Annotated in this window: 18 protein-coding genes and 1 riboswitch; of the genes, 7 read left to right on the forward strand and 11 right to left on the reverse strand. The window is 67.0% G+C overall.

Translation table 11 applies throughout. The annotated features are described in order from the left end of the window. Window positions 1–36 precede the first annotated feature (36 nt). Both FOS14_RS02305 and gcvP read left to right on the forward strand, forming a co-directional pair. Window positions 37–603, forward strand: a complete 567-nt coding sequence (locus FOS14_RS02305) for a MerR family transcriptional regulator (RefSeq protein WP_143768659.1) — start codon at window positions 37–39, stop codon at window positions 601–603. A gap of 13 nt (window positions 604–616) precedes the next feature. After that, a riboswitch (glycine riboswitch) is annotated at window positions 617–716 on the forward strand. Window positions 717–854: 138 nt separating this feature from the next. Continuing rightward, on the forward strand, window positions 855–3,653 hold the full coding sequence (gcvP, locus tag FOS14_RS02310; RefSeq protein ID WP_143768660.1) for an aminomethyl-transferring glycine dehydrogenase: 2,799 nt from the start codon (window positions 855–857) through the stop codon (window positions 3,651–3,653). 22 nt (window positions 3,654–3,675) lie between these two features. Here gcvP and FOS14_RS02315 read toward each other — a convergent pair whose 3' ends face one another. After that, on the reverse strand, window positions 3,676–5,304 hold the full coding sequence (locus FOS14_RS02315; protein WP_143768661.1) for a substrate-binding domain-containing protein: 1,629 nt from the start codon (window positions 5,302–5,304) through the stop codon (window positions 3,676–3,678). 9 nt (window positions 5,305–5,313) lie between these two features. Then, a complete protein-coding gene (locus FOS14_RS02320) occupies window positions 5,314–7,491 on the reverse strand; it encodes a malate synthase G (protein WP_143768662.1) in 2,178 nt (725 codons plus the stop codon). A 141-nt stretch (window positions 7,492–7,632) separates the two neighbouring features. On the opposite strand from FOS14_RS02320, the gene FOS14_RS02325 reads away from it, so the two are divergent. The 4 genes from FOS14_RS02325 (at window position 7,633) to FOS14_RS02340 (ending at window position 10,513) form a co-directional block, all read left to right on the forward strand. After that, a complete protein-coding gene (locus FOS14_RS02325) occupies window positions 7,633–8,409 on the forward strand; it encodes an IclR family transcriptional regulator (RefSeq protein WP_143768663.1) in 777 nt (258 codons plus the stop codon). 77 nt (window positions 8,410–8,486) lie between these two features. After that, window positions 8,487–9,236 carry an SDR family oxidoreductase gene (locus FOS14_RS02330; protein WP_143768938.1) on the forward strand — a complete coding sequence of 250 codons (750 nt, stop codon included), beginning with the start codon at window positions 8,487–8,489 and terminating at the stop codon, window positions 9,234–9,236. 3 nt (window positions 9,237–9,239) lie between these two features. Further along, a complete protein-coding gene (locus tag FOS14_RS02335; protein ID WP_255450014.1) occupies window positions 9,240–9,611 on the forward strand; it encodes an MmcQ/YjbR family DNA-binding protein in 372 nt (123 codons plus the stop codon). 95 nt (window positions 9,612–9,706) lie between these two features. Beyond that, window positions 9,707–10,513, forward strand: coding sequence for a VOC family protein (locus tag FOS14_RS02340; RefSeq protein WP_143768664.1), 807 nt, complete (start codon window positions 9,707–9,709; stop codon window positions 10,511–10,513). A 19-nt stretch (window positions 10,514–10,532) separates the two neighbouring features. Here FOS14_RS02340 and FOS14_RS02345 read toward each other — a convergent pair whose 3' ends face one another. The 7 genes from FOS14_RS02345 to FOS14_RS02375 form a co-directional block, all read right to left on the reverse strand. Beyond that, window positions 10,533–11,372: a 3-methyladenine DNA glycosylase gene (locus FOS14_RS02345; protein ID WP_143768665.1), complete on the reverse strand. Its 840-nt coding sequence runs from the start codon at window positions 11,370–11,372 to the stop codon at window positions 10,533–10,535. Then, window positions 11,369–12,469, reverse strand: a complete 1,101-nt coding sequence (locus FOS14_RS02350) for a hemolysin family protein (RefSeq protein WP_143768666.1) — start codon at window positions 12,467–12,469, stop codon at window positions 11,369–11,371. The genes FOS14_RS02345 and FOS14_RS02350 overlap by 4 nt, the downstream gene beginning before the upstream one ends. Then, window positions 12,466–13,848, reverse strand: a complete 1,383-nt coding sequence (locus FOS14_RS02355) for a hemolysin family protein (protein WP_143768667.1) — start codon at window positions 13,846–13,848, stop codon at window positions 12,466–12,468. The genes FOS14_RS02350 and FOS14_RS02355 overlap by 4 nt, the downstream gene beginning before the upstream one ends. 154 nt (window positions 13,849–14,002) lie before the next feature. Next, entirely contained in the window at window positions 14,003–15,442 is a 1,440-nt protein-coding gene (locus FOS14_RS02360; RefSeq protein ID WP_143768668.1) for a GuaB1 family IMP dehydrogenase-related protein, read from the reverse strand. 1 nt (window position 15,443) lies between these two features. Further along, window positions 15,444–16,319, reverse strand: coding sequence for a DMT family transporter (locus tag FOS14_RS02365; RefSeq protein WP_143768669.1), 876 nt, complete (start codon window positions 16,317–16,319; stop codon window positions 15,444–15,446). Window positions 16,320–16,440: 121 nt separating this feature from the next. Beyond that, window positions 16,441–17,388 carry a M56 family metallopeptidase gene (locus FOS14_RS02370; protein WP_143768670.1) on the reverse strand — a complete coding sequence of 316 codons (948 nt, stop codon included), beginning with the start codon at window positions 17,386–17,388 and terminating at the stop codon, window positions 16,441–16,443. Window positions 17,389–17,436: 48 nt separating this feature from the next. Then, window positions 17,437–17,883 (reverse strand): BlaI/MecI/CopY family transcriptional regulator, encoded by a 447-nt coding sequence (locus FOS14_RS02375; protein WP_143768671.1) that lies wholly within the window; start codon window positions 17,881–17,883, stop codon window positions 17,437–17,439. A 104-nt stretch (window positions 17,884–17,987) separates the two neighbouring features. Here FOS14_RS02375 and FOS14_RS02380 point away from each other — a divergent pair, with 104 nt between their 5' ends. Then, window positions 17,988–19,355, forward strand: a complete 1,368-nt coding sequence (locus tag FOS14_RS02380; protein WP_370512151.1) for a salicylate synthase — start codon at window positions 17,988–17,990, stop codon at window positions 19,353–19,355. Here the strand turns inward: FOS14_RS02380 and FOS14_RS02385 are convergent. Together FOS14_RS02385 and FOS14_RS02390 are read right to left on the reverse strand one after the other, a co-directional pair. After that, window positions 19,330–20,160 (reverse strand): glycine-rich protein, encoded by an 831-nt coding sequence (locus tag FOS14_RS02385; protein WP_143768672.1) that lies wholly within the window; start codon window positions 20,158–20,160, stop codon window positions 19,330–19,332. The two genes, FOS14_RS02380 and FOS14_RS02385, sit on opposite strands and share 26 nt — an antisense overlap. A 219-nt stretch (window positions 20,161–20,379) precedes the next feature. Then, window positions 20,380–21,990, reverse strand: coding sequence for a (2,3-dihydroxybenzoyl)adenylate synthase (locus FOS14_RS02390; protein WP_143768673.1), 1,611 nt, complete (start codon window positions 21,988–21,990; stop codon window positions 20,380–20,382). Between the last annotated feature and the right edge of the window lie 79 nt (window positions 21,991–22,069).

Raw genomic sequence — 22,069 nt, forward strand, 5'->3', positions numbered from 1 at the left:
CCTGGGCAATTAGCCCGATCCGAGAGGGAGTAGTCAGTGGGAGACAAGCTGCAGGGTCAGGATGTCCAGCCCGGCCTTTTCCCCGACGACACCGTGCCCGACGATCTTGTCGGTTACCGCGTGCCGAGCGCCTGCCAGATTGCAGGGATCACCTACCGCCAGCTCGACTACTGGGCACGCACCGGACTGGTGGTGCCCTCCATCCGCGGCGCTGCCGGTTCGGGTAGCCAACGGCTGTATTCGTTCAAGGACATCTTGGTTCTCAAGATCGTCAAACGCCTTCTCGACACCGGCATCTCGCTGCAGAACATCCGCGTCGCGGTGGACCACCTGCGCGACCGTGGCGTGCACGACCTGGCCCGCATCACGCTGTTCTCGGACGGCACCACCGTCTACGAATGCACGTCGGCAGAGGAAGTCGTCGACCTGCTGCAAGGTGGTCAGGGCGTGTTCGGGATCGCCGTGAGCGGCGCCATGCGGGAGCTGACCGGAACCATCGCCAACTTCCCGGCTGAGCGCGCCGACGGCGGCGAGGCGGAGACCCGTCCCGAGGACGAACTCGCCTACCGCCGCAAGAACCGCGTGAGCCGCAAGACGGGTTAAGCTGTAATTACGTCTCACCCGCACGGGAGAGTTCTGCACCGGTAGCGGTGCAGACGCCGAAGGAGCAACACCTCTCCGTCAATCTCTCAGGCACCGAGGACCGTGCGGTTTTGGGCGTCTCTGGAAAGTGATGGGAGTACCCATCCGCCCACGGGGAAAGGGTCGGCAGCGCCGTCCCGAATCTCTCAGGCGCCCATCGCGGGCGGCGACAGAGGGGGAGGTTCGAGCTTCGTCGAGCCCGGGAGAACCCGTTGACCCACTCATTCGCCGACCGTCACATCGGACCCGACCAAGCCGAACTCGACAAAGTTCTGCATCTGATCGGGGTGGATTCGCTCGACGTCCTCGCCACTAAGGCACTGCCCTCCAGCATTCTCGACTCGGCCGGCCTCGAGGTTCTGCCAGCACCCGCCAGCGAGCACGAGGTTCTCGCCGAGTTGACCGAGCTGGCCGCGACGAACACGGTAGCGGTGTCGATGATCGGCCTCGGCTATTACGACACGCTGACGCCGCCGGTGCTGGTGCGCAACATCCTCGAGAATCCCGCCTGGTACACCGCGTACACGCCGTATCAGCCGGAGATCAGCCAGGGCCGGCTGGAGGCGTTGCTGAACTTCCAGACCATGGTCTCCGATCTCACGGGCCTGGAGGTGGCCAATTCGTCGATGCTGGACGAGGCCACCGCCGCGGCCGAGGCCATGACCCTGCTGCGCCGGGCCAACCGCAGTAGTTCCGCCCGGTTCGCGATCGACAGCGACTTGTTCCCACAGACTCGCGCCGTGCTCGCGACCCGCGCCGAGCCGCTCGGTATCGAGCTTGTCGAAGCGGACCTGGCCCAGGGCCTACCGGAGGGCGATTTCTTCGGCGCGTGTGTCCAGCTGCCGGGCGCATCCGGCCGCGTGGTGGACTGGGCCGGGTTGATCGAGCAGGCCCATGCGCGCGGCGCCCTCGTGGCGGTCGGTGCCGACCTACTGGCGCTCACGCTGATCACCCCGCCCGGCGAGATCGGCGCCGACGCGGCTTTCGGCACCACGCAGCGCTTCGGAGTGCCGATGGGCTTCGGCGGACCGCACGCCGGCTACCTTGCCGTGCACGCCAAGCACGCCCGGCAGCTGCCCGGGCGGCTCGTCGGCGTCTCCATCGACGCGGACGGTGATCCTGCCTACCGGCTCGCATTGCAGACCCGCGAGCAGCACATCCGCCGGGAGAAGGCCACCTCCAACATCTGCACCGCGCAGGTGCTGCTCGCGGTGATGGCCGCGATGTATGCCAGCTACCACGGTGCGGACGGACTGCGTGCGATCGCGCGGCGCGTGCACGGGCACGCCGAGCGGATCGCGAGCAGCCTCGGCGCGGCGCTCGTGCACGACAAGTACTTCGACACGGTGCTGGCCCGGGTGCCGGGGCGGGCTGAGGCGATAGTCGCCGACGCCCGCTCGCGCGGCATCAATCTGCGCCTCGCGGACGCCGACCATGTCGGCGTTGCCTGCGACGAAGCGACCACGGACGCGCACGTGGCGGCGGTGCTGGCGGCGTTCGGCGTTGCCGCCGCGGAGCCGGTGTGTGCCGGGATTGTGAACCGAACCTCGGAATTCCTCACCCACCCGTCGTTCATCCGCTATCGCACCGAGACCGCGATGCTGCGTTACCTGCGCGCGCTGGCGGACAAGGATATTGCGTTGGACCGCAGCATGATTCCGCTGGGGTCGTGCACGATGAAGCTGAACGCGACCGCGGAGATGGAGCCGATCACCTGGCCGGAATTCGCCCGGCTGCACCCGTTCGCCTCGGCCGACGACGCACCAGGCATGCTGCGCATCATCGCCGACCTCGAACAGTGGCTCGCGGCGATCATCGGCTATGACGCCGTGAGCCTGCAACCGAACGCGGGCAGCCAGGGCGAGTACGCCGGCCTGTTGGCGATCCGGCGCTACCACCTCGAACGCGGCGACACCCACCGCGACACCTGCCTGATTCCCTCCAGCGCGCACGGCACCAACGCGGCCTCGGCCGTCATGGCCGGAATGCGTGTTGAGGTGGTTCGCTGCCGCAGCAACGGCGATGTGGATCTCGATGACCTGCGGGGAAAAATTGCCGATCACGCCGAACGGCTGGCGGCCATCATGATCACCTACCCGTCCACGCACGGCGTGTACGAGCATGAGATCGCCGAACTGTGCGCGCTGGTGCACGATGCGGGCGGGCAGGTCTACGTCGACGGCGCCAACCTGAATGCGCTGGTCGGGCTGGCGCGACCGGGTCGTTTCGGTGGCGACGTCAGCCATCTGAACCTGCACAAGACCTTCTGCATCCCGCACGGCGGCGGCGGCCCGGGCGTGGGCCCGGTGGCGGTGCGTGCGCACCTGGCGAAGTACCTGCCCGGACATCCTGCGGTCGACGGCCTCGGCGAGTCCGGGCCGGTGTCGGCGGCACCCTACGGCTCGGCGTCGATTCTGCCGATCACTTGGGCCTATATCCGGATGATGGGTGCCGACGGCTTGCGCCGCGCGTCGCTGACGGCGATCGCCTCGGCGAACTACATCGCGCGGCGCCTCGATGAGTACTTCCCGGTGCTCTACACGGGCGAGAACGGGATGGTCGCCCACGAATGCATCATCGACCTGCGCGAGTTGACCAAGCGGACCGGCGTGACCGTCGACGACGTCGCAAAACGCCTCGCCGACTATGGATTCCACGCGCCGACGATGAGTTTCCCAGTCGCCGGGACGCTGATGATCGAGCCCACCGAAAGCGAAAGCCTCGCCGAGATCGATGAGTTCTGTGACGCCATGATCGCCATCCGCGGCGAAATCGACCGGGTCGGCGCAGGGGAGTGGCCGGTCGACGACAACCCGCTGCGCGGCGCGCCACACACGGCGGCATGCCTGGTGGGTGAATGGCGTCATCCGTATTCGCGTGAGGTCGCAGTGTTTCCGCGTGGCAAGGCGCGGCCGAAGGTGTGGCCGCCGGTGCGGCGGATCGACGGCGCCCGCGGCGACCGGAATCTGGTGTGCTCGTGCCCGCCGATCGAGGCGTTCAGCGGTCACTGATCGCTTCGAACTGCAACGGAAGCTACGCGGAGAACAACCGAGCGATCGCGCCGGGGATCTCCGACGTTTGGTGCACCGCCACAAACGTGCCGCCGGTTTGGGAGGCGAGCGATCTCGTTGTCGCATTTCCGTCTCCGATGGCCAACACGTTGACGTGCACCGGCTTCGATGTGTCGACGGTGACGGCGGACAGCAACTGAGCACCGGTGACCGCGGAAACGTCGTTGGGACCGTCGGTGATGAGCAGGACCGAATTCCCGCGGCCTGCTTGATAGTTGGCGACGGCGTCGCGGTAGGCGGCCTCGACCGTGGGGTAGGCATTGTCGGCGGTGGAATCGTCCGCTCGTACTCCGGCCAGCGAGCGATCGAGCGTTGCGCGCTGCTGTGGGGTCATCATGCCGGGTTCGACGAGCACGCGATACGGTTGTTGCCCCGTGCTGTATGTCCACAGCCCGATGCGGGCGTCGTCGGCGCTGCGGCCCAGCGCATCGCGGAGCGCGGAAATCACTGTGGCGAGTCGGGAGTCGGTGTTCATCGAGGCGGAGACATCGATGACGACGGTGCTGTTCACCGGGGGCTGGGGATGGGCCACGAGGTCGGCCAGTTGGTTCAATACCGCAGGCGGAGCGGGCTGCAGGGCGGCGCGCGGCGCGGTGGCGAAGCCGGCGTCGCGGAAGCCGTGCTGTTGTTCGGGCTTGCGCAGGTAGTCGGCGAACAGCGCCGCGGCCCGCGCACGGATGTCGCCGAGCGGGCCGTCGCCGTGCAGCACGGCCGCGGGGTAGTTCGCGACGGGCGTTGATCCGGTCGGCGTGAATTCCGACAGCGCGCTCAGGTGCGCGGCGCTCAACTGCTGCCGGGTCACCGCAACGGCGTGCACGGGGGCCGCCGGATCCGGTTGTGCCGCGAGCGCTTTGAGAGGTTCGCCGGGATTGGTGCTCGCCGGTGCATGGCCGATGAGCGTTGCCACGGCGTCGTGAACCGCGGGAGTGGCCAACGATTGGGCGGACAGAGGGCCGGCGGCGGCGCTCGTGCCGACTGCGCTTGCTATCGCTACCGTGGCGGCGTCGTCCGCGGGAAGTGCCAGTCGCAACCCGCCCCACGCGGGCAGAAGGCCTGGGTCGCTTTGCATTGCGGCAATGTCACGCCAGCTGGCGCGCTTGCTGTCGAGTTCGTCGGCAAGTCGTTTCGGCACCGCGAGCACATAGGGACTGGTCGTGACGGACTGTGGTTCGCTGGCGAGTTGCGCGATGGTCAGTCCGCGCAGCGACACCGATGACTGCGGAATCCACATCGCCGGTGCAGCGCCGAGTTTCGTGTCCCACTGCGGCCCGCCGAGAGCCATGCGGACCGCGTCGGAGGGCAGCGCGGTCACGCTGATGTGGATGCAGTAGTCGCCGACGACGGGCGTGGTGGCGTTGTAACCGTCGGCGGCGGAACGGATCTGCGCCCCGACCGTGGGGTCCACCAGCACCGGGACTGTGGCGGTGCCCTGCACGCAACTGTGCGAGGCCGCGGCCACCTGCTGGGAAACGTTGTGGCGCAGTCGGAACCAGCCGAAGACCAGCAAAGCCACCACGGCGATGATGCAGAGGCCGATAATCGGCCCCTTGCTCACGCGGCGGTGGCTTGCGTTGTCTCGGTGTTGGCCCACCGATTCAGGTTAGCGACCTGCCTGCGCCTTGTACTCGCGACGACGGCGGTGCAGGATCGGCTCGGTGTAACCGCTCGGTGACTTGGTGCCCTGCAGGATCAACTCCGACGCCGCCTGGAAGGCGATGTTGTTGTCGAAATCGGGCGCCAACGGCTGGTAGTTCGGGTCGCCCGCGTTCTGCCGATCGACGACCGGAGCCATCCGCTTGAGGCTGGCAATCACGTCCTCTTCGCTGACCACGCCGTGGCGCAGCCAGTTGGCCACGAGCTGGCTCGAAATACGCAGGGTGGCACGGTCTTCCATGAGTGCGACATCGTTGATGTCGGGCACCTTCGAGCACCCCACGCCCTGGTCGATCCAGCGCACGACGTAGCCGAGGATCGACTGCGAGTTGTTGTCCAACTCGTTCTGCTTTTCCTCGTCGGTCCAGTTGGTGTCTGCGGCCAGCGGGATTTCGAGGATCTCCTCGACCGTGGCGCGGCGGGCCTTGGCGATCTCCTTCTGCCGCTCGAAGACATTGACCTTGTGGTAGTGCAAGGCGTGCAAGGTCGCGGCCGTCGGCGAGGGCACCCACGCAGTGTTGGCGCCGGCCTTCGGGTGGGCGATCTTCTGCTCGAGCATGTCGTGCATGAGGTCCGGCATGGCCCACATGCCCTTGCCGATTTGTGCCTTGCCCTCGAGGCCGGCAGCCAGGCCGGTGTCGACGTTCCAGTCCTCGTAGGACAGGATCCACTGCTGCTTCTTCATCTCGGCCTTGCGCACGACCGGTCCGGCCTCCATGGAGGTGTGGATTTCGTCGCCGGTGCGGTCGAGGAAGCCGGTGTTGATGAACACCACTCGGGCTTCGGCGGCCTGAATGCACTTCGCGAGGTTGACGGTGGTGCGTCGCTCCTCGTCCATGATGCCGACCTTGAGGGTGTTGCGGTCCAGGCCCAGCACGTCTTCGACGCGTCCGAAGAGCTCGTTGGTGAACGCGACCTCTTCCGGGCCGTGCATCTTGGGCTTCACGATGTAGACGGAGCCGGTGCGGCTGTTGGACAGGTTCTGGTCGCCGCGCAGGTCGTGCATTGCGATCAGCGAGGTGAACAGCGCATCGAGGATGCCCTCGGGCACCTCGTCACCGTTGGCGTCCAGGATTGCGTCGCTGGTCATCAGGTGACCCACGTTGCGCACGAACAGCAGTGACCGGCCGTGCAGGGTGACTTCGCCGCCGCCGATCGCGGTGTAGGTGCGGTCCGGGTTCATCACGCGGGTAAAGGTCTTGCCGCCCTTGGTGACTTCCTCGGCCAGCGTGCCCTTCATCAGGCCCAGCCAGTTGTGGTAACCGAGGACCTTGTCCTCGGCGTCGACGGCCGCGACCGAGTCTTCGAGGTCCATGATCGTGGTGACCGCCGACTCCAGCACGACGTCCTTGACGCCGGCGGCATCGGTCTTGCCGATCGGGGACTCCGGGTCGATCTGGATCTCGATGTGCAGGCCGTTGTTCTTGAGCAGGATCGCGCTCGGCGACTCCGGGTCACCGATGTAGCCGACGAGCTGCGAGGAGTCCGCAAGGCCGATGTCGGTGCCGTCCTCCAGGGTGACCTCGAGTTCACCGTCGACGATCTTGTAGGCCTTGGAACCGACGTGGGTGCCGGTGATCAACGGAACGGCGTCATCGAGGAAGTTGCGCGCGAATTCGATCACCTTGTCGCCGCGCACCTTGTTGTAGCTGGTGCCCTTCTCCGCGCCGTTCTCCTCAGAGATGGCGTCGGTGCCGTAGAGCGCATCGTAGAGCGAGCCCCAGCGGGCGTTGGCCGCGTTGATGGCGAAGCGGGCATTCATGACCGGCACCACGAGCTGCGGGCCGGCGGTGGTGGTGATTTCCTCGTCGACGTTGGCCGTGGTGATCTTGAAGTCGTCCGGCTCCGGCTCCAGGTAGCCGATCTCCTGCAGAAACGCCTTGTACGCGGCACGGTCGTAGCCGGTGCCCGGGTGCTCGGCGTGCCAGGCGTTGATCTTGCCCTGGATCTCCTCGCGCTTGGCGAGCAGTTGCCGGTTGCGCGGGGACAGGTCGTTGATCAGGGACTCGGCGCCCTGCCAGAACGCCGCGGAGTCGACGCCCGTGCCGGGCAGGGCCTCTTTCTCGACGAAGTCGTACAGAACTTTCGCGACTTGCAAGCCGCCCACCTGAACGCGCTCGGTCATGAAACGCCTCACCTCTCTGCTTGCCAACATGGCTCGGATGCCCACGAGCATACTTCCACAAGACGAAATATGCCATCCGCTAGGTGAAAACATCGATTCGAGTTATCGTAATATGACAATCGATTTCCGCTATCCGAAATTATGGAGGTCAGCGTGTCCAGTGCGTCCGGGGCCGGTGGCGTGCAATCGGTCGACCGTGCCCTGGACATCCTGGAAATCATGGCCGCGGCCGGTGGGCAGATCGGTTTGAGCGAGCTCGCCGAGACTGCCGGCCTGCCCTTGCCGACCATCCACCGGCTTACCAGAGCGCTGGTGGCGCGCGGATATGTACGTCAGTTGCCCTCCCGCAAATACGTCCTCGGGCCCAAGTTGGTGCGTCTCGGTGAGAGCGCGAGCCAATCGATCGGTGCGTGGTCGCGCCCGCATCTGGCCGAGTTGGTTCGGGTCACCGGCGAGACGGCGAACATGGCCGTCCTCGACGACGCGATGGCGGTCTACGTCGCACAGGTGCCATCGGAGCACTCGATGCGGATGTTCACCGAGGTGGGCAGGCGCGTGTATCCGCATTGCACCGGCGTCGGCAAGGCGCTGCTGGCACAGTTGCCCGACGACGCGGTTCGCGGCATCGTGACACGAACGGGTATGCCGCAGCAGACGCCGAACACGGTTACCGACCCGGAGGCCCTGCTCGCGGATCTCGCGACGATTCGTGCCCGAGGCTATGCGATCGACGAGGGTGAACAGGAGGTTGGCGTGCGCTGCTTTGCCGTGGTGGTACCGGGAGCGCCGACCCCGACGGCCGTCTCGATCTCGGGGCCCGCGGCGCGCGTCACGCTCGAGTCCGCTGAGCATGTGGTTCCGACGCTGCGGCGGGTGGCGGCAGATCTGGGTGCGGAGTTCGGATCGGCCGCGCTGTGAGCGAGGATCGTGGGTCCGGTCGCGGCGCGGCCGCGGGTGCGGGTGTCCCGCATAAGCACGGCCGCGCAGGGCGCGCTGTGAACGCCAATCCGGGTCCGGTCGTGGTGGTTACCGGCGCCGGTTCCGGACTCGGCCGCGCCATCACGCGGGAATTCCTCGCGGCCGGCTATCGCGTCGCGCTTGCCGGTCGCCACCTCGACACGCTGCTCGAGTCGGCCGACGGGCATCCGGACAGTCTCGCGATGACCACCGACGTCACCGACCCGGAATCGGTGCACGAGTTGTTCGATGCTGTGCAGCGTCGTTGGGGCCGCGTCGACGTGTTGGTCAATAACGCCGGCACGTTCGGACCCAACGGGAGCGTCGATGAGATCGACCCGACGGAGTGGGTGCACACGGTGGCAACGAACCTGACCGGTTCATTCCTGTGTGCCGCCGCGGCGATCCGAATCATGAAGGCGCAGCGCCCGCGCGGCGGCCGGATCATCAACAACGGGTCGATTTCCGCGCACTCGCCGCGGCCAGGTTCGGCGGCCTACACGGCCAGCAAGCACGCCATCACCGGGCTGACCAAGTCGATCTCGCTGGACGGCCGCGGCTTCGGGATCGCCTGCGGACAAATCGATATCGGCAACGCGGCCACCGAGATGACCGCCGGCATTGCGCAGGGGGCTCGCCAGGCCGACGGGTCGATCCGACCGGAACCAACATTCGACGCGGCTCATGCCGCGCGTGCGGTGCTTGCCATGGCTGCTTTACCGCTGGATGTGAACGTCCAGTTCATGACAATTACTGCGACGGAGATGCCGTATATCGGACGGGGCTGATCGATGAGTACCGCTGATCGAAGCAATATGGCGCGACTGGAAGCGCTCGCGCTCGCGTTGCCGGAAACCGAACGGGTCAACATCGAGCAGTGGGGCGACCATCCGACATTCCGAGTCCGGGGCAAGGTGTTCATTTTCAGCGATACCGATGCCACCTCGATATCCGTGAAGCTACCCAAGGATGAGGCCGCCGCAGTGGTGGCCACCCGTGAATTCGCCGAACCCGCCGGTTACGGCATGGGTAGGCACGGCTGGGTGGCGCTGAATCTCGGATCCGACGGCGTGGACTGGGCTGAGGTTGCGGAGTTGGTCGAGACTTCGTACCGGCTCATCGCGCCAAAACGACTGGTAGCCCAGCTCGATTCACGGGCCTGACGCATCGCCGCGCAAAACTTGTCGTACCCCAGTGGTTTGCTCATTTCCGGCGCGGTTGTGCGCCGAAATTCGAACCTAGACAACTGGAGGATCCGATGCCTACACGCGAGAACGCCTGGCCCCAGGGAACCCCGTGCTGGGTTGACTGTGCGGTCGACGATCCGGACAAAGCCAGCGAGTTCTATTCGGCGTTGTTCGGCTGGGTGATCGAGGAGGGCGCCGAAGATACGGGCGGCTATCTGATGGCTCTGCGCGACGGCCAGTCGGCGGCCGGTCTGATGCCCAAGCCTCCGGGCGTGCAGATGCCGTCGGCGTGGACCACCTACATCGCCGCAGAGAGCGCCGACGACATTGCGCAAAAGATCACCGCCGCAGGGGGTTCGGTGATCAATGGCCCGATGGACGTGCTCGACATCGGGCGGATGCTCATCGCGGCCGACACCTCTGGAGCTGTCTTCGGTGTTTGGCAAGCCAAGCAATTCCCTGGCGCCGGAATCTACAACGAGCACGGCGCTTACTGCTGGAATGAACTGCACACGCACGAGTACGCCAAGGCGCAGCAGTTCTACGCGGCTGTCTTCGATTGGCAGTTCACCGAAATCGGCGACGGACAGAATTTCGCCTATGCGACGTTTGCCGTGCCGAGTGGCGGCAACGCGGCCGGCGGCGTCAACGATGAGGCGAAGTCGTCGAGCGGCGGTCCCAACTACTGGCTCACATGGTTCCAGGTTGACGACACGGATGCGGCGGTGGCGAAGGCCTCGGGCCTGGGCGCGCAGGTGCTCATGCCTGTCGACGACAGTCCCTTCGGCCGGATGGCGGTAGTCCAGGGGCCGCAAGGCGAGGTGTTCGGCGTGATCGACCCGACGCGAACGGTCGGTACTGCGCCCAGCGGCGGCTGATTCGCGCAACCCGCACGACTCACGCCAGCAGGGCTCGGCACCGCGTCAGCAAGGTGTCGCGCAGTGCCCGGGCCCGACCGGAGATGGCCGACTGTTCGCGAACGTACTGGGCCCGTCCCGGGGCCGTCTCGATGCGCACCGGCTCGTAGCCGAGTTCGGACAGGTCATACGGGCTCGCGCGCATGTCCAATGCCCGCGCTTGTAGGGCGAGTTCGAAGCAGTCGACGGTCAGACTGGATTCGACCATGGGAGCAAGCTTGTAGCACCATTTGTACAAATCCATCGAGGCGTGCAGGCAACCCGGTTGTTCGCGGCGGACCTGATCGGCGCGGGTGAGCGGCTGGGCGTTCAACGGCGCGGCGTCCGGCGTGAAGAACCGGTACGCGTCGTAGTGCGTGCATCGCAGCGGCATCGATTCCACCACCGCGTCTGTGCCGGCACGTCCGAGTCGCAATTCGACGTTGCGGTGCCGAATTTCGGTGGAGCGGTACACCATCGCCCACTCGTGCAGACCGAAGCAGGCCAGGTGCGCCGGGCGCTGGGCCGTCGCGGTGAGTAGTGCTGCGATGTATTCGATGGTCTCGCGGCGCTTGGCCACGAACGCCGGATCCACGGTGAAACCGTCGTCAACCCGGTGATAGCCACGCCGTCCGGCGTACTCGTCCGCGTCGGCCAGGACGATGCCGTAGCCGGGGTGCCAACGCAGTAGCTGGGTAGGCCGATAGCTGTAGTAGGTGAACAGAAAATCGATCACCGGATGCTTTTGAGCGCTGCTCGAGTAGCCGCCGAGCAGGCGGTGCACGCGCTCGCGGTGCTGATCACCGCGAGCCGTCCACTCCGCGCGGGGCAGCACCGTCACCGCTCGGCCTGTCGCCTCGTGCTGCCGGGGACGAAGTCGGCGATTCGGTGGGTGCTGTCGCGCACGGTGCCGACGAACTCCTCCACGAGATCCTCGAGCGCAACGATTCCCGCGGTCGAGCCGTCACCGTTGGTGACCTTGCCCAGATGACTACTGGCACGGCGCAGCGTCCCCAGCGCTTCGTAGAGGGGGGTGGTGACCGCCACTGTCGGCAGCACGCGAATGTCGGAACGCGGGATCGGCGTGTTGGGTCCGGCGTTGTCGTCGCTGACTTCGTCGAGCACATCTTTGAGGTGGATGTAGCCGATGAGCGTCCCGTCGTCGCTGCGAACCGGGTACCGCGAATAACCGGTCTTGGTGACCGCTTCCTCGATGGCGCCCAGGGTCGTGCCACCGCCGATCTGCGGAACACACCGTGCTCGCTCCAACGGGATCATCACGTCGGCGACGGTGCGGCCGGTGTTTTCGAGCGCCTGCACGAGCCGGCGATGCTCCTCGGCGTCGAGCAGGCCTTCGGATCGGGACTCGCCGATCATTTCGGACAGCTCCAGCGCCGAAACCGTCGCGTTGAGTTCGTCTTTCGGCTCCACCCGCAGCAGCCGTAGCGATACGTTCGCGAGGATGTTGTAGAACGCGATCAACGGCCGGGCGACCTTGAGCCAGACCAGATGCACCGGCACCAACAGCAGTGCACTGCGTTCCGGTCCAGCCAGCGCGATGTTCTTGGGCACCATCTCGCCCAGCAGAATGTGCAGGATCACGACAACGCCGAGGGCGATCGTGAACGCGATGGGGTGCAGCAGGTTGGACGGAACGTGCATCAGATCCATCGGTCGCTCGATGAGGTGCGCGATCGCCGGCTCGCCGACCCGGCCCAGTAGGATCGAGCAAATGGTGATGCCGAGCTGCGCGGCGGCAAGCATCAGCGACAAATTCTCGCCCGCCTTGATGACCGTGTTGGCTCGCTTCTTGCCTTGGGCAGCGAGTGCCTCCAGCCGGTCGCGGCGCGCCGAGATCAGCGCGAACTCGGCGCTCACGAAAAATGCATTGCCGCCCAGGAGGACGAAGGTGAGGACAACGCCGAGCAGATCGTTCATGCGCCCAGCCTGCGCTCGTCGGTATGCAAGTGGGCGAGGACGTCGCCCGGCACCGGAGTGAGCAAGATCCGGTCGATGCGTCGTCCGTCCATTCGCTCGACCCGTGCGATCCAGCCACCGCGCCTGTCGCCGGGCTCGGTACCCGCTACCTCCGGCAGCGCCACCTCGTCGCCGACCGACGGGATGCGGCCGAGATGCTTGAGCACCAACCCGCCGAGCGTGTCGTAGTCACCCTCAGGGGCGGCGTAGCCGGTGGCTTGGGATACCTCGTCGATACGCAGCAGCCCCGAACAGCGCCAGGCGTCGCCGACGTGCTGCACATCGAGGGTGGGCGCATCGTGCTCGTCGCGGACGTCGCCGAGGATTTCCTCGATGAGGTCCTCGAAGGTCACCATTCCCGCGGTGCCGCCGTACTCGTCGACGACCAATGCCACCTGCATGCCGTCCGCGCGAACCCGTTCCAGCAGTTCGTCACCATCGAGGCTGGCCGGAACCACCACGACCGATCGCGCGATCGATCCCAGTGTGGTTGAAGCCCGCCGGTCGGCGGCGACCGTGAAGGCCTGCTTGATGTGCACGATCCCGAGGGTGTTGTCCAGATCGCCGTCGACCACGGGGAATCGGGAGAAGCCGGTGCGGGCGGCCCGCGCGATCAGGTCGGCCACCGTATCCGTGCGTTCGAGCGTGGAGATCTTGACCCGCGGGGTCATGAGCTCCTCGGCGCTGCGCTCACCGAATTGCAGAGAGCGGTCCACCAACTGCGCGGTGCGCTGATCGATCGCGCCGCGGCGGGCGGAGGTGCGAACCAGCGACCCGAGCTCCTGCGGAGACCGCGCGGAGCGCAGTTCCTCGGCCGGCTCGATACCGAGCCGTCGCACCACCCAGTTGGCAGAGCCGTTGAGCGCCTTGATGAGCCACTTGAACACGGCCGAGAAGCCGACCTGAATGGGCGCCGTCGCCCGCGCCGTCGGGAGCGGCTGGGCAATCGCCAGGTTCTTCGGCACCAACTCGCCGTAGACCATCGACAGCGAGGTGGCCAACAGCAGGGCGACGACCAGGGAAATGACTTGTGCCGCCGTGTCGCCCATGTTGGTTGCGCGCAACAGTGGCCGCAACAACCGGGCAATCACCGGCTCGGCGATGTAGCCGGTGACGAGGGTGGTGATCGTGATGCCGAGTTGCGCACCGGAAAGCTGAAAGGACAGTGTGCGGTGTGCTCGCTGCACTTGCCGGGCGCGTAAGTCGCCGTCCCGGGCGTGCGCGTCGACCGTGCTGCGTTCGAGCGTTGTCAGCGAGAATTCCGCCGCGACAAAGATGGCGGTGCCGAACGTCAACGCGATGAAGCCGATGATGCTTGCGATCGTGAGGAAGACGCCCACCCGCCATCACCGCCGGCGGGGTTCGAGCGTGGGAGCGCCGGGTCGTTCGCCCGGCTCGATAGCGGAGCCCTCCGATGCGGAGCCCTGCGGTGCCTCTACCTGATGGGGCACCTGGGTACCTTTCTCTCGCCGACGTGGTCCGGTAATTCTACCGCTACCAGCCGCTTGGCAGGGGTCGCCCCTCGGCGTATCCGGCCGCGGATTGCACTCCCACGACCGCCTTCTCGTGCAGTTCCGCCAAGGTCCGCGCACCCGCGTAGGTGCAGGTGCTGCGCACTCCAGAGCAGATATGGTCGAGCAGGTCTTCGACACTCGGCCGCTCGACGTTCAGGATCATCCGCGAACTGGAGATGCCCTCCTCGAACAGCGCCTTGCGGGCGCGATCGAACGGGCTGTCGGTCGCGGTACGAGCCGCAACGGCGCGCTTGGACGCCATTCCGAAGCTTTCCTTGTAGGCCACGCCGTCGCGGTCGTGCTGCAGGTCACCCGGCGACTCGTAGGTACCCGCGAACCACGAGCCGATCATCACGTTGGCCGCACCGGCGCTGAGCGCCAGCGCGACATCACGCGGGTGCCGCACGCCGCCGTCGGCCCAGACGTGCACGCCCACATCCCTGGCCGCCGAAGCACATTCGGCCACGGCCGAGAACTGCGGGCGACCGACTCCGGTCATCATTCGAGTGGTGCACATGGCGCCGGGACCGACACCGACCTTGACGATGTCGGCGCCCGCGGCGGCCAGGTCTCGGGTCCCTTCGGCGGAGACGACGTTTCCGGCGACGAGCGGCACCGGCAGATCGAGCGCGCGCACGGCCCGCAACGCCTCCAGCATCTTGGCCTGATGGCCGTGGGCCGTGTCGATCACGAGCACGTCCGCACCGGCGTCCACGAGGCTCTTTGCCTTGGCCGCGACATCGCCGTTGATTCCTATCGCCGCAGCTATCCGCAGGTTTCCGTCGGCGTCGACGGCCGGGCGGTAGATCTCGGTGCGCAACGCACCGGTGCGGGTGAGCACGCCGGCGAGCGTGCCGTCGGCGTTGGTAAGAATCGCCAGGCGGTCACGGGCGGCGTCGAGCAACTCGAAGATGTCGCGCGGCGTCATGGACACCGGGGCGATGGTGACTGCTGTGCGAGTCACCGCCTCGAGTCGGGCGAAACGATCCACGCCCTGGCACGCCGCTTCAGTGACGACGCCGAGCGGACACCCGGCCGCGTCAACCACGACCGCGGCCCCGTGGGCTCGCTTCGGCAGGAGCGAAAGAGCTTGCGACACCGAGGTTTCCTGGCCAAGCACCACCGGCGTGTCGGCGACCAGGTGGCGGCTCTTGACGAAGGCCACGGTATCCGCGACGGCACCGATGGGCAGATCCTGGGGGAGCACCACCAGGCCGCCGCGCCGGGCGACGGTTTCGGCCATCCGCTTGCCGGCGACCGCAGTCATGTTCGCGACCACGACCGGGATGGTGGTGCCCGAACCGTCGCTGGTGGTGAGGTCGACGTCGAACCGGGACGTCACATCCGAACGGTTCGGGACGAGGAACACGTCGTCGTAGGTGAGGTCGTACGGCGGCTGCTGTCCGTTGAGAAACTGCACGTCAAGCCAGCGTACCCGGCGCGACCGGGGTGGCTGTGTGCGCTTCGGACCGCGACAGCAGGATCGTGGTCACGATCATGACGATCCCGGCTACCAGTGTGATCGCCAGACCGGCGCTGTTTGCGCGCAGTCGTTCGTCCAGGACAGCCATCCCGATGAACGCCGCACCGATCGGCTCGGCGATGCTGACCGCCGGCAGCGACGCGGACAGCGGCCCGACCTGGAAGGCCCGTTGTTGCAGGTAAACGCCCGCGATTCCGGCCGCGACGAGCACCCACGTCTGCCAGGCGCCGATCACCGCGAGCAGGCCGTGGTCGAACAGATCGGTCACGTACTTGGTCAGCGCGGCGGCTAGCCCGTAGAGCAGCCCGCTCGCGGTGCCCAGCAGCAATGCCCGCCAGCCGGCGTCGATCCGGGCCAATCCCGCCGCCGTGGCCAATGCGACCACCGCCAGCAGCGCGGAAAGCGGGAGGAGCCATGCCCGCAGCGGCGCACTGGTGTCACCGGCGGTCGGGTCGCCCACGACCAGAAAGACGGCCAGCGCAGTGGTCAGTGCCAAGGCGATCGTCCAGGTGCGGGCATCGATGCGGTGGCCGGAGAATCGCGCCGACAGCGGCAGGGCAAAGACGAGCGCGCTGACCAGGATCGGCTGCACGACCAGCACCGAACCCAGCGCCAGCGCAATCACCTGCATCAGGTAGCCGCCACCGTCGCCGATGATGCCCGCCCACCAGCGCGGATTTCGGACCAGGCCGCTGACCAGCGAGTCGCCCTCTGGAACCGAGGAGGCCGCGCGCTGCTGGGCAACCGCAGCGCAGGCGAACAGGAAGGCGCCGACTACAGCGCACGCAATCGACGCCAACCGCAGATCGGCCACGGATTCATTGTGCACGAGTCAATCACGAGTCACCGCCCGGCGCTCCGCTCCTCACTGCGTTCCTCGTTGCGCTGCGGTACTCGTTGCGATGCTCACGCCGGGCAGTGCCTCTGGGCGAGAGTCACGCGTTGATCAGCCTGCTCAGCTCCACCAGCCACGGCACCGCGACGGCGATGGTCGGCACTACCAGGATCGCCGCGGCTGCGACGTACGCGGCGGTCGCGATCCGCACATCGCCGCGCCGGCCCGCGAGCCGTTGCACCCGGATCAACGTCGTTGGGCCGCCCGCCGAGAGGGCACCCTGCGGCGCGCTGGAACTGGAGCAGGCCACCAGCGCCCGGGCCAGCGGGCCGGGACCGGCAGCCTTGACCGCCGAGTCGTCGGCAAGCAGTTCGATCAGCAGTTGAACGGCGTCGAGCGCGGACGCGCTGCGCACCACGCGCGGGAACGCGTCGTGCACGGCGGTGAACGCTTCGAGCACCAGATCGTGGCGCGCCCGTAGGTGACAGCGTTCATGGCTGAGGATGGCGGCAATCTCGGGCTCACCCAGCGTGCTGAGGGTGCCTTCGCTCACTACGACGCGCTGGCGAATCCCGGGGAGGCAGTAAGCGATCGGTTCGGCGGCCTCGAGCACTCGAATGTTGGAGGCGCGCATGGCCAGCGGCCGAGTCGTGCTGCGGTCGAGTAGGTCTACGAGCATGCGGTGGCGGGCACGGCGCCGACGAGTGCGGACGGCCACCCGAAGCACCGAGTAGATCAGCCGCGCCCCGACCAGCAGCGTGAGCAGGAAGACCAGGACGTAGAGGCTCCACAGCGGCAGGCCGAGGGCATCGATCTCTTTGGTCGGCGCGGTGGTGGGACGTCCGTCGGGGCCGGGCACCAACAACTGGCTCGCGATGGCCAGACCGGACCCGAAGGCGGACAGCACCGCGGCCAGCGCAATCGCCTGCCAGAGCACCAGCCCCGCGCGCGGCGACCGGTATGTCCACGTCGCCCGACTCAGCAACGCTGGAACTGGGCCCGCGAGCAGCAGCGCGAGCACGGCAAAGACCAGCGCAGTGGCGTTCATCGTTGAACTATCACGTGTCCTTCATCGCTCTCACCGGAGCTGCTGGCGTTAGCCAGCGTCTGGATTCGGCCTGTGCGGATCCGTTTCCTCGCTCGGCTGGTTTGCTGCTGCATCGGCGGCCAGCGCTTCGGCTGCCTCCAACTTGGCCAGCGCGGCGCGCAGCGCGGCTGCCTCGTCCGCACCGACCTGTCCGACGAAGTGTACTAGCGCTGCCGTGCGTCCACTGGGCGCTTCGGCCTGCTGCAGCGCATCGACCATGAGGCTGGCGACCAACTCGCCCCGCTCATGCGTGGGCGCGTAGCGATGGGCCCGATCATCGCGTTGCTGGATGACCAGGTTCTTCTTTGCCAGCCGCTGTAGGACGGTCATGACCGTCGTGTACGCGAGTTCGCGCCGAGCCGACAGCGCGTCGTGTACTTGCCGGACCGTTTGAGGTTCTCCGGCCGACCAAAGATGCTCCATTACCGCTCGTTCGAGCTCACCCAGACCCGCCATTCGACCCATTCTACGTGTGTCCGACAAGGTGCGTACTACGGGAGGTAGTAAGCGTGTCTTGTGCGCGGTTCCCAACTAATTAAGGTAATGCTAACCTCACCTCTGTGAAGCAGCCTCATGCGGCAATCCGGGAACCCGATGCTCCGATGACGCTCACCCGGGTGCCGGACCCGTTGTCGGCGCTGACACGGCTGGCCGCGGCTGAGGACTTCGTCGATTTCGTCGTCTACGAGCAGCCCGGGCGTTGGGTGTTTGCCGCGAACCCGGTTGCCAGCGTGACGCTGGAGGCCGAGCAGATTCGTATCCGCGTCGGTGATGAGGACCGGCGGCAGCGGTGGACTGGGAGCCCGGCCAAAGTGCTCGAATCTGCGCTGGCGGTGCTGTTCCCGGAGTCCCCGAGCGAGCGCGGTGCCTATGGATGGCTGGGTTTCGCCCTCTGCGCCTACAGTCTCGGTGCCGAGCGACACCTGACCGGCGATGTTCTTGCTCACCTGATGGTGCCGAGCATCGAGGTGGTTATCGACGCGCACGGTGACGTCACAATGTGCGGCGGAACGTCGCAGGAACGGGGCGCCGTGCGCCGGGCGCTCGCCGGCGCGGACGTCGCCGTGCGCGCGCCGGCGGTTATCGACACCCGAAGCGACAGCAGCGACTACCGCGGCCGGGCCACCGCGGCGATCGCCGAGATCTCTGCCGGCGCCTACGAGAAGGTGATCCTGTCGCGGCGGGTCGACGTGCCGTTCGCTGTCGACATGGCACAGACCTATCGATTGGGCCGCCAGCACAACACTCCGGCACGCTCATTTTTGCTGTGCACGGGTGGACTCGAGGCAGCCGGTTTCAGTCCTGAACTCGTCGTGGCGGTGAATGCGGACGGACTGGTAACCACCGAACCGCTGGCCGGCACGCGCGCGTTCGGCCGCGGCGATCGGGCCGACCAGCGAGCCCGTGCCGACCTCGTTTCCGACCCGAAGGAGATCGTCGAGCACGCGGTTTCGGTGCGGACGGCGATGACCGAGGTAGCCTCTGTGGCCGCGCCCGGCACGCCGTCCGTCTCCGACTTCATGGCCGTGCGGGAGCGCGGCAGCGTCCAGCATCTCGCGTCGACGGTGCAAGGACGGCTCGCACCAAATCGCACGGCATGGGACGCGGTCGAGGCGCTGTTCCCCTCTGTAACTGCCTCGGGCATCCCCAAGGCGTCCGCGGTTGACGCGATCTTCCGACTCGACGATTCCGACCGTGGTCTGTATTCCGGCGCAGTGGTGGCAGTTTCGCCCAATGGCGCGCTGGAGGCGACGCTCGTGCTGCGGGCCGTGTACCAGCAGGGCCGGAACGCCTGGTTGCGGGCCGGAGCCGGCATCATCGCCCAGTCAGATCCCGAGCGCGAGTTCGAGGAAACCTGCGAAAAGCTCGGCAGCGTGGCGCCGTATGTGGTGCCAGCAACTCCTACTGCGTCGAACTTGTGTAGCTGATGGTGACGCTCGGCTCGCTCGTGGCGGTGCTGACCGTGCCGCCGTCGGGAACGAGCGACGACCCGGCGCCACCGGCACCGCCGACGGTGCCCGTTGTCGCGCCCCCGCCTCCACCGCCACCACCGTAATAGCCGCCGCCACCGCCGCTTCCGCCGCCGCCGCGGGTCTTGGCGCTGCTCCCGCCGACCCCGCCGCCACCGCCGGCACCGAACGCGCCGCTCGCGCCGCCGGAGTTGTCGCCGCCGCCCTTACCGGCGGCCCCGTCCTTACCGCCCTTGGTCTTGGTCGCGTCGCCACCGGCGGTCGGTCCGCTGGCCCCACCGCCGCCGGATCCACCGGCGACGATCAGACGTGACTTGAGCTGGTCGTTCTGAAACCCGGACTTGGTGCGCACGTCGGATGCGCCGCCGCCGCCGTTGCCCACCGGGCTGCCGAACGAGCCGGGGCCTCCGCCGTTGAATCCGCCCAGGCCGTCACAGTTGGTGCCGCATTCCGATCCGTCACCGCCGACATAGACATACAGGGTGCTGCCGGGCGTGACCGTCAGCTGGCCGCTGACCATGGCCGCCGGCGGCCCGTCGTGGCCACGGCCGCCGACAGCGGTCACGTTGATCGTCTTGACACTCGCCGGCACCGTGAAGGTCTGCTCGTGCCCGGTGGAGGTGTAGGTGCAGGTCGTCGTTCCGCCTGATTGCGTGCACGGGTCGGCGGCCGATGCCGGGGTAGGAAGCAGACCCGCGCCAACCAGGACGAGGCCGCATACCGTCGCCGAACTCTTGACGATGCAACCACAACGAGCTGACATCTAGCGGTCTCCGTTCACCTGTGGACGCGTCCGACCCGACCGTGCGTGAAATTTCACCGCGGGCGGTGAAATTTCACGCACGGCGTGGGCGTGCGCACTCGGACTGATGGCAGTGTCATTAAACCGCGCGATGTGACTGCTGAGACGAAAGTGGCCGCTGATACGCGACGTGTCGCTCGACAGAGCCGGCGAATGCGACAAGGCTCCCAGTCCAAAGCGTCAAGCGGTGAGCATCGCGACCAGCGCCCGCTTGTCGATCTTGCCGACTGCCGTCGTCGGTAGCGACTCGGCGAGGTGCACCAAATCGGGCAACTTGTAGGTGGCCAATCCGCGCGCGGCCAGAAACGCCTTCAGCTCGCTCAACGTCGGCGCCGAGCCGGCAGGAACGATGGCGGCACAGAGCCTTTCGCCAAGGGCGCTGTCCGGCAACGCGACTGCCGCTGCGTGCCGGACCGCCGGATGCGCAAGCAAGTGGGTCTCGAGCTCGTCGGCGGCAATGTTCTCCCCGCCCCGGTTGATGACGTCCTTCATCCGGCCGGTCACGACGAGATGCCCAGAAGGCAACTGCCGCACCAGGTCTCCGCTTCGGTAGAAGCCGTCGGCGGTGAATGCCCGGGCGTTGTGCTCGTCGGCCCGGTAGTAGCCGCGGATGGTGTATGGCCCGCGTGTCAGTAGTTCACCTTCGGTGCCAGTCGGAACGTCGACGCCCTCGCGGTCGACGACGCGGACCTCGTCGTGCGGACTGAGCGGCCGCCCCTGAGTGGTGCAGATGACCTCGTCTGGGTCATCGAGGCGGGTGAAGTTGAGCAGGCCCTCCGCCATGCCGAACACCTGCTGCAAGGTCGCTCCCAACCGCGGCCGAACCTCGCGCGCATTGGTTTCGGCCAGCCGGGCTCCGCCCACTTGTAGCAGCCGCAGGGTGGACAGGTCGGCCTGTTCCCACTCCGTAGCAGCGCACCACAATTGCGCAAGCGGCGGGACGACTGCCGTGATCGTGACCCCGTGTCGGTCGATGGCAGCAAAAGCATTCTCCGGACTGGCATCGTCGATGAACACGCAGGTGCCGCCGACGGCCAGCGTGCCCAGGATGCCCGGACACGCGAGCGGGAAGTTGTGCGCGGCAGGAAGGCTCACCAGGTACACGTCCGAGTTGGTCAGCTCGCAGACTTGCGCGCTGGCTCGCGCGTTGTAGAGATAGTCGTCGTGGGTACGCGCAATGAGCTTCGGCAATCCCGTCGTGCCGCCCGAAACCAGCAGCAGCGCAATGTCGCTGGGGTCGGTGCAGGGAAGGTCCGCCGCATCCGCGCAGTCGAGCACCTCGCTGAGTCCGCGGAATTCGCCGGGATCGCCGTGCACCAGGACGTGTCGCAAGCCGGGCACCGCCGCCTGCACCGACCGGGCGAGGCCGGTGTAATCGAAGGCCCCGACGCGGTCGGCCACGACGAGAGCTACCGCTCCTGATACGTGCGCAAGGTGGCGAATCTCGGCCTCGCGATGTGCGGGCAGGCACAGCACGGGAATCGCGCCGGCGCGCAAGGACCCAAGCAGCACAATGGCGAACTCGACGCAGTTGGGCAACTGCAGCACGATTCGCTCGCCGGGACGGATCCCGAGGGCGGCAAGTCCCGCAGCGCATCGGTCGACCGCGGCGTCGAGTTCGGCATAGCTCAGCCGTCGGGAGCCGTCGACGAGCGCGTGGGCAGTGGGCCACCGCCGCGCGCCGTCGCGAATCACGTCGCTGATGGTTTCACCACGCCAGTACCCGGCAGCCCGGTAGCGGCGTGCCCGCTCGAGCTCGACTGGGACAAATCCGTCACGGTGATCGCTCATGGCAGCCAAGGCCTCCTCGCAAAGATAGGTAAGGCAACCCTATATTGATGCGCTAGGGTGAGGAACCAGGGACGGGCGA

The organism is Skermania sp. ID1734 (genome assembly GCF_007489285.1).
GTDB lineage: Bacteria > Actinomycetota > Actinomycetes > Mycobacteriales > Mycobacteriaceae > ID1734.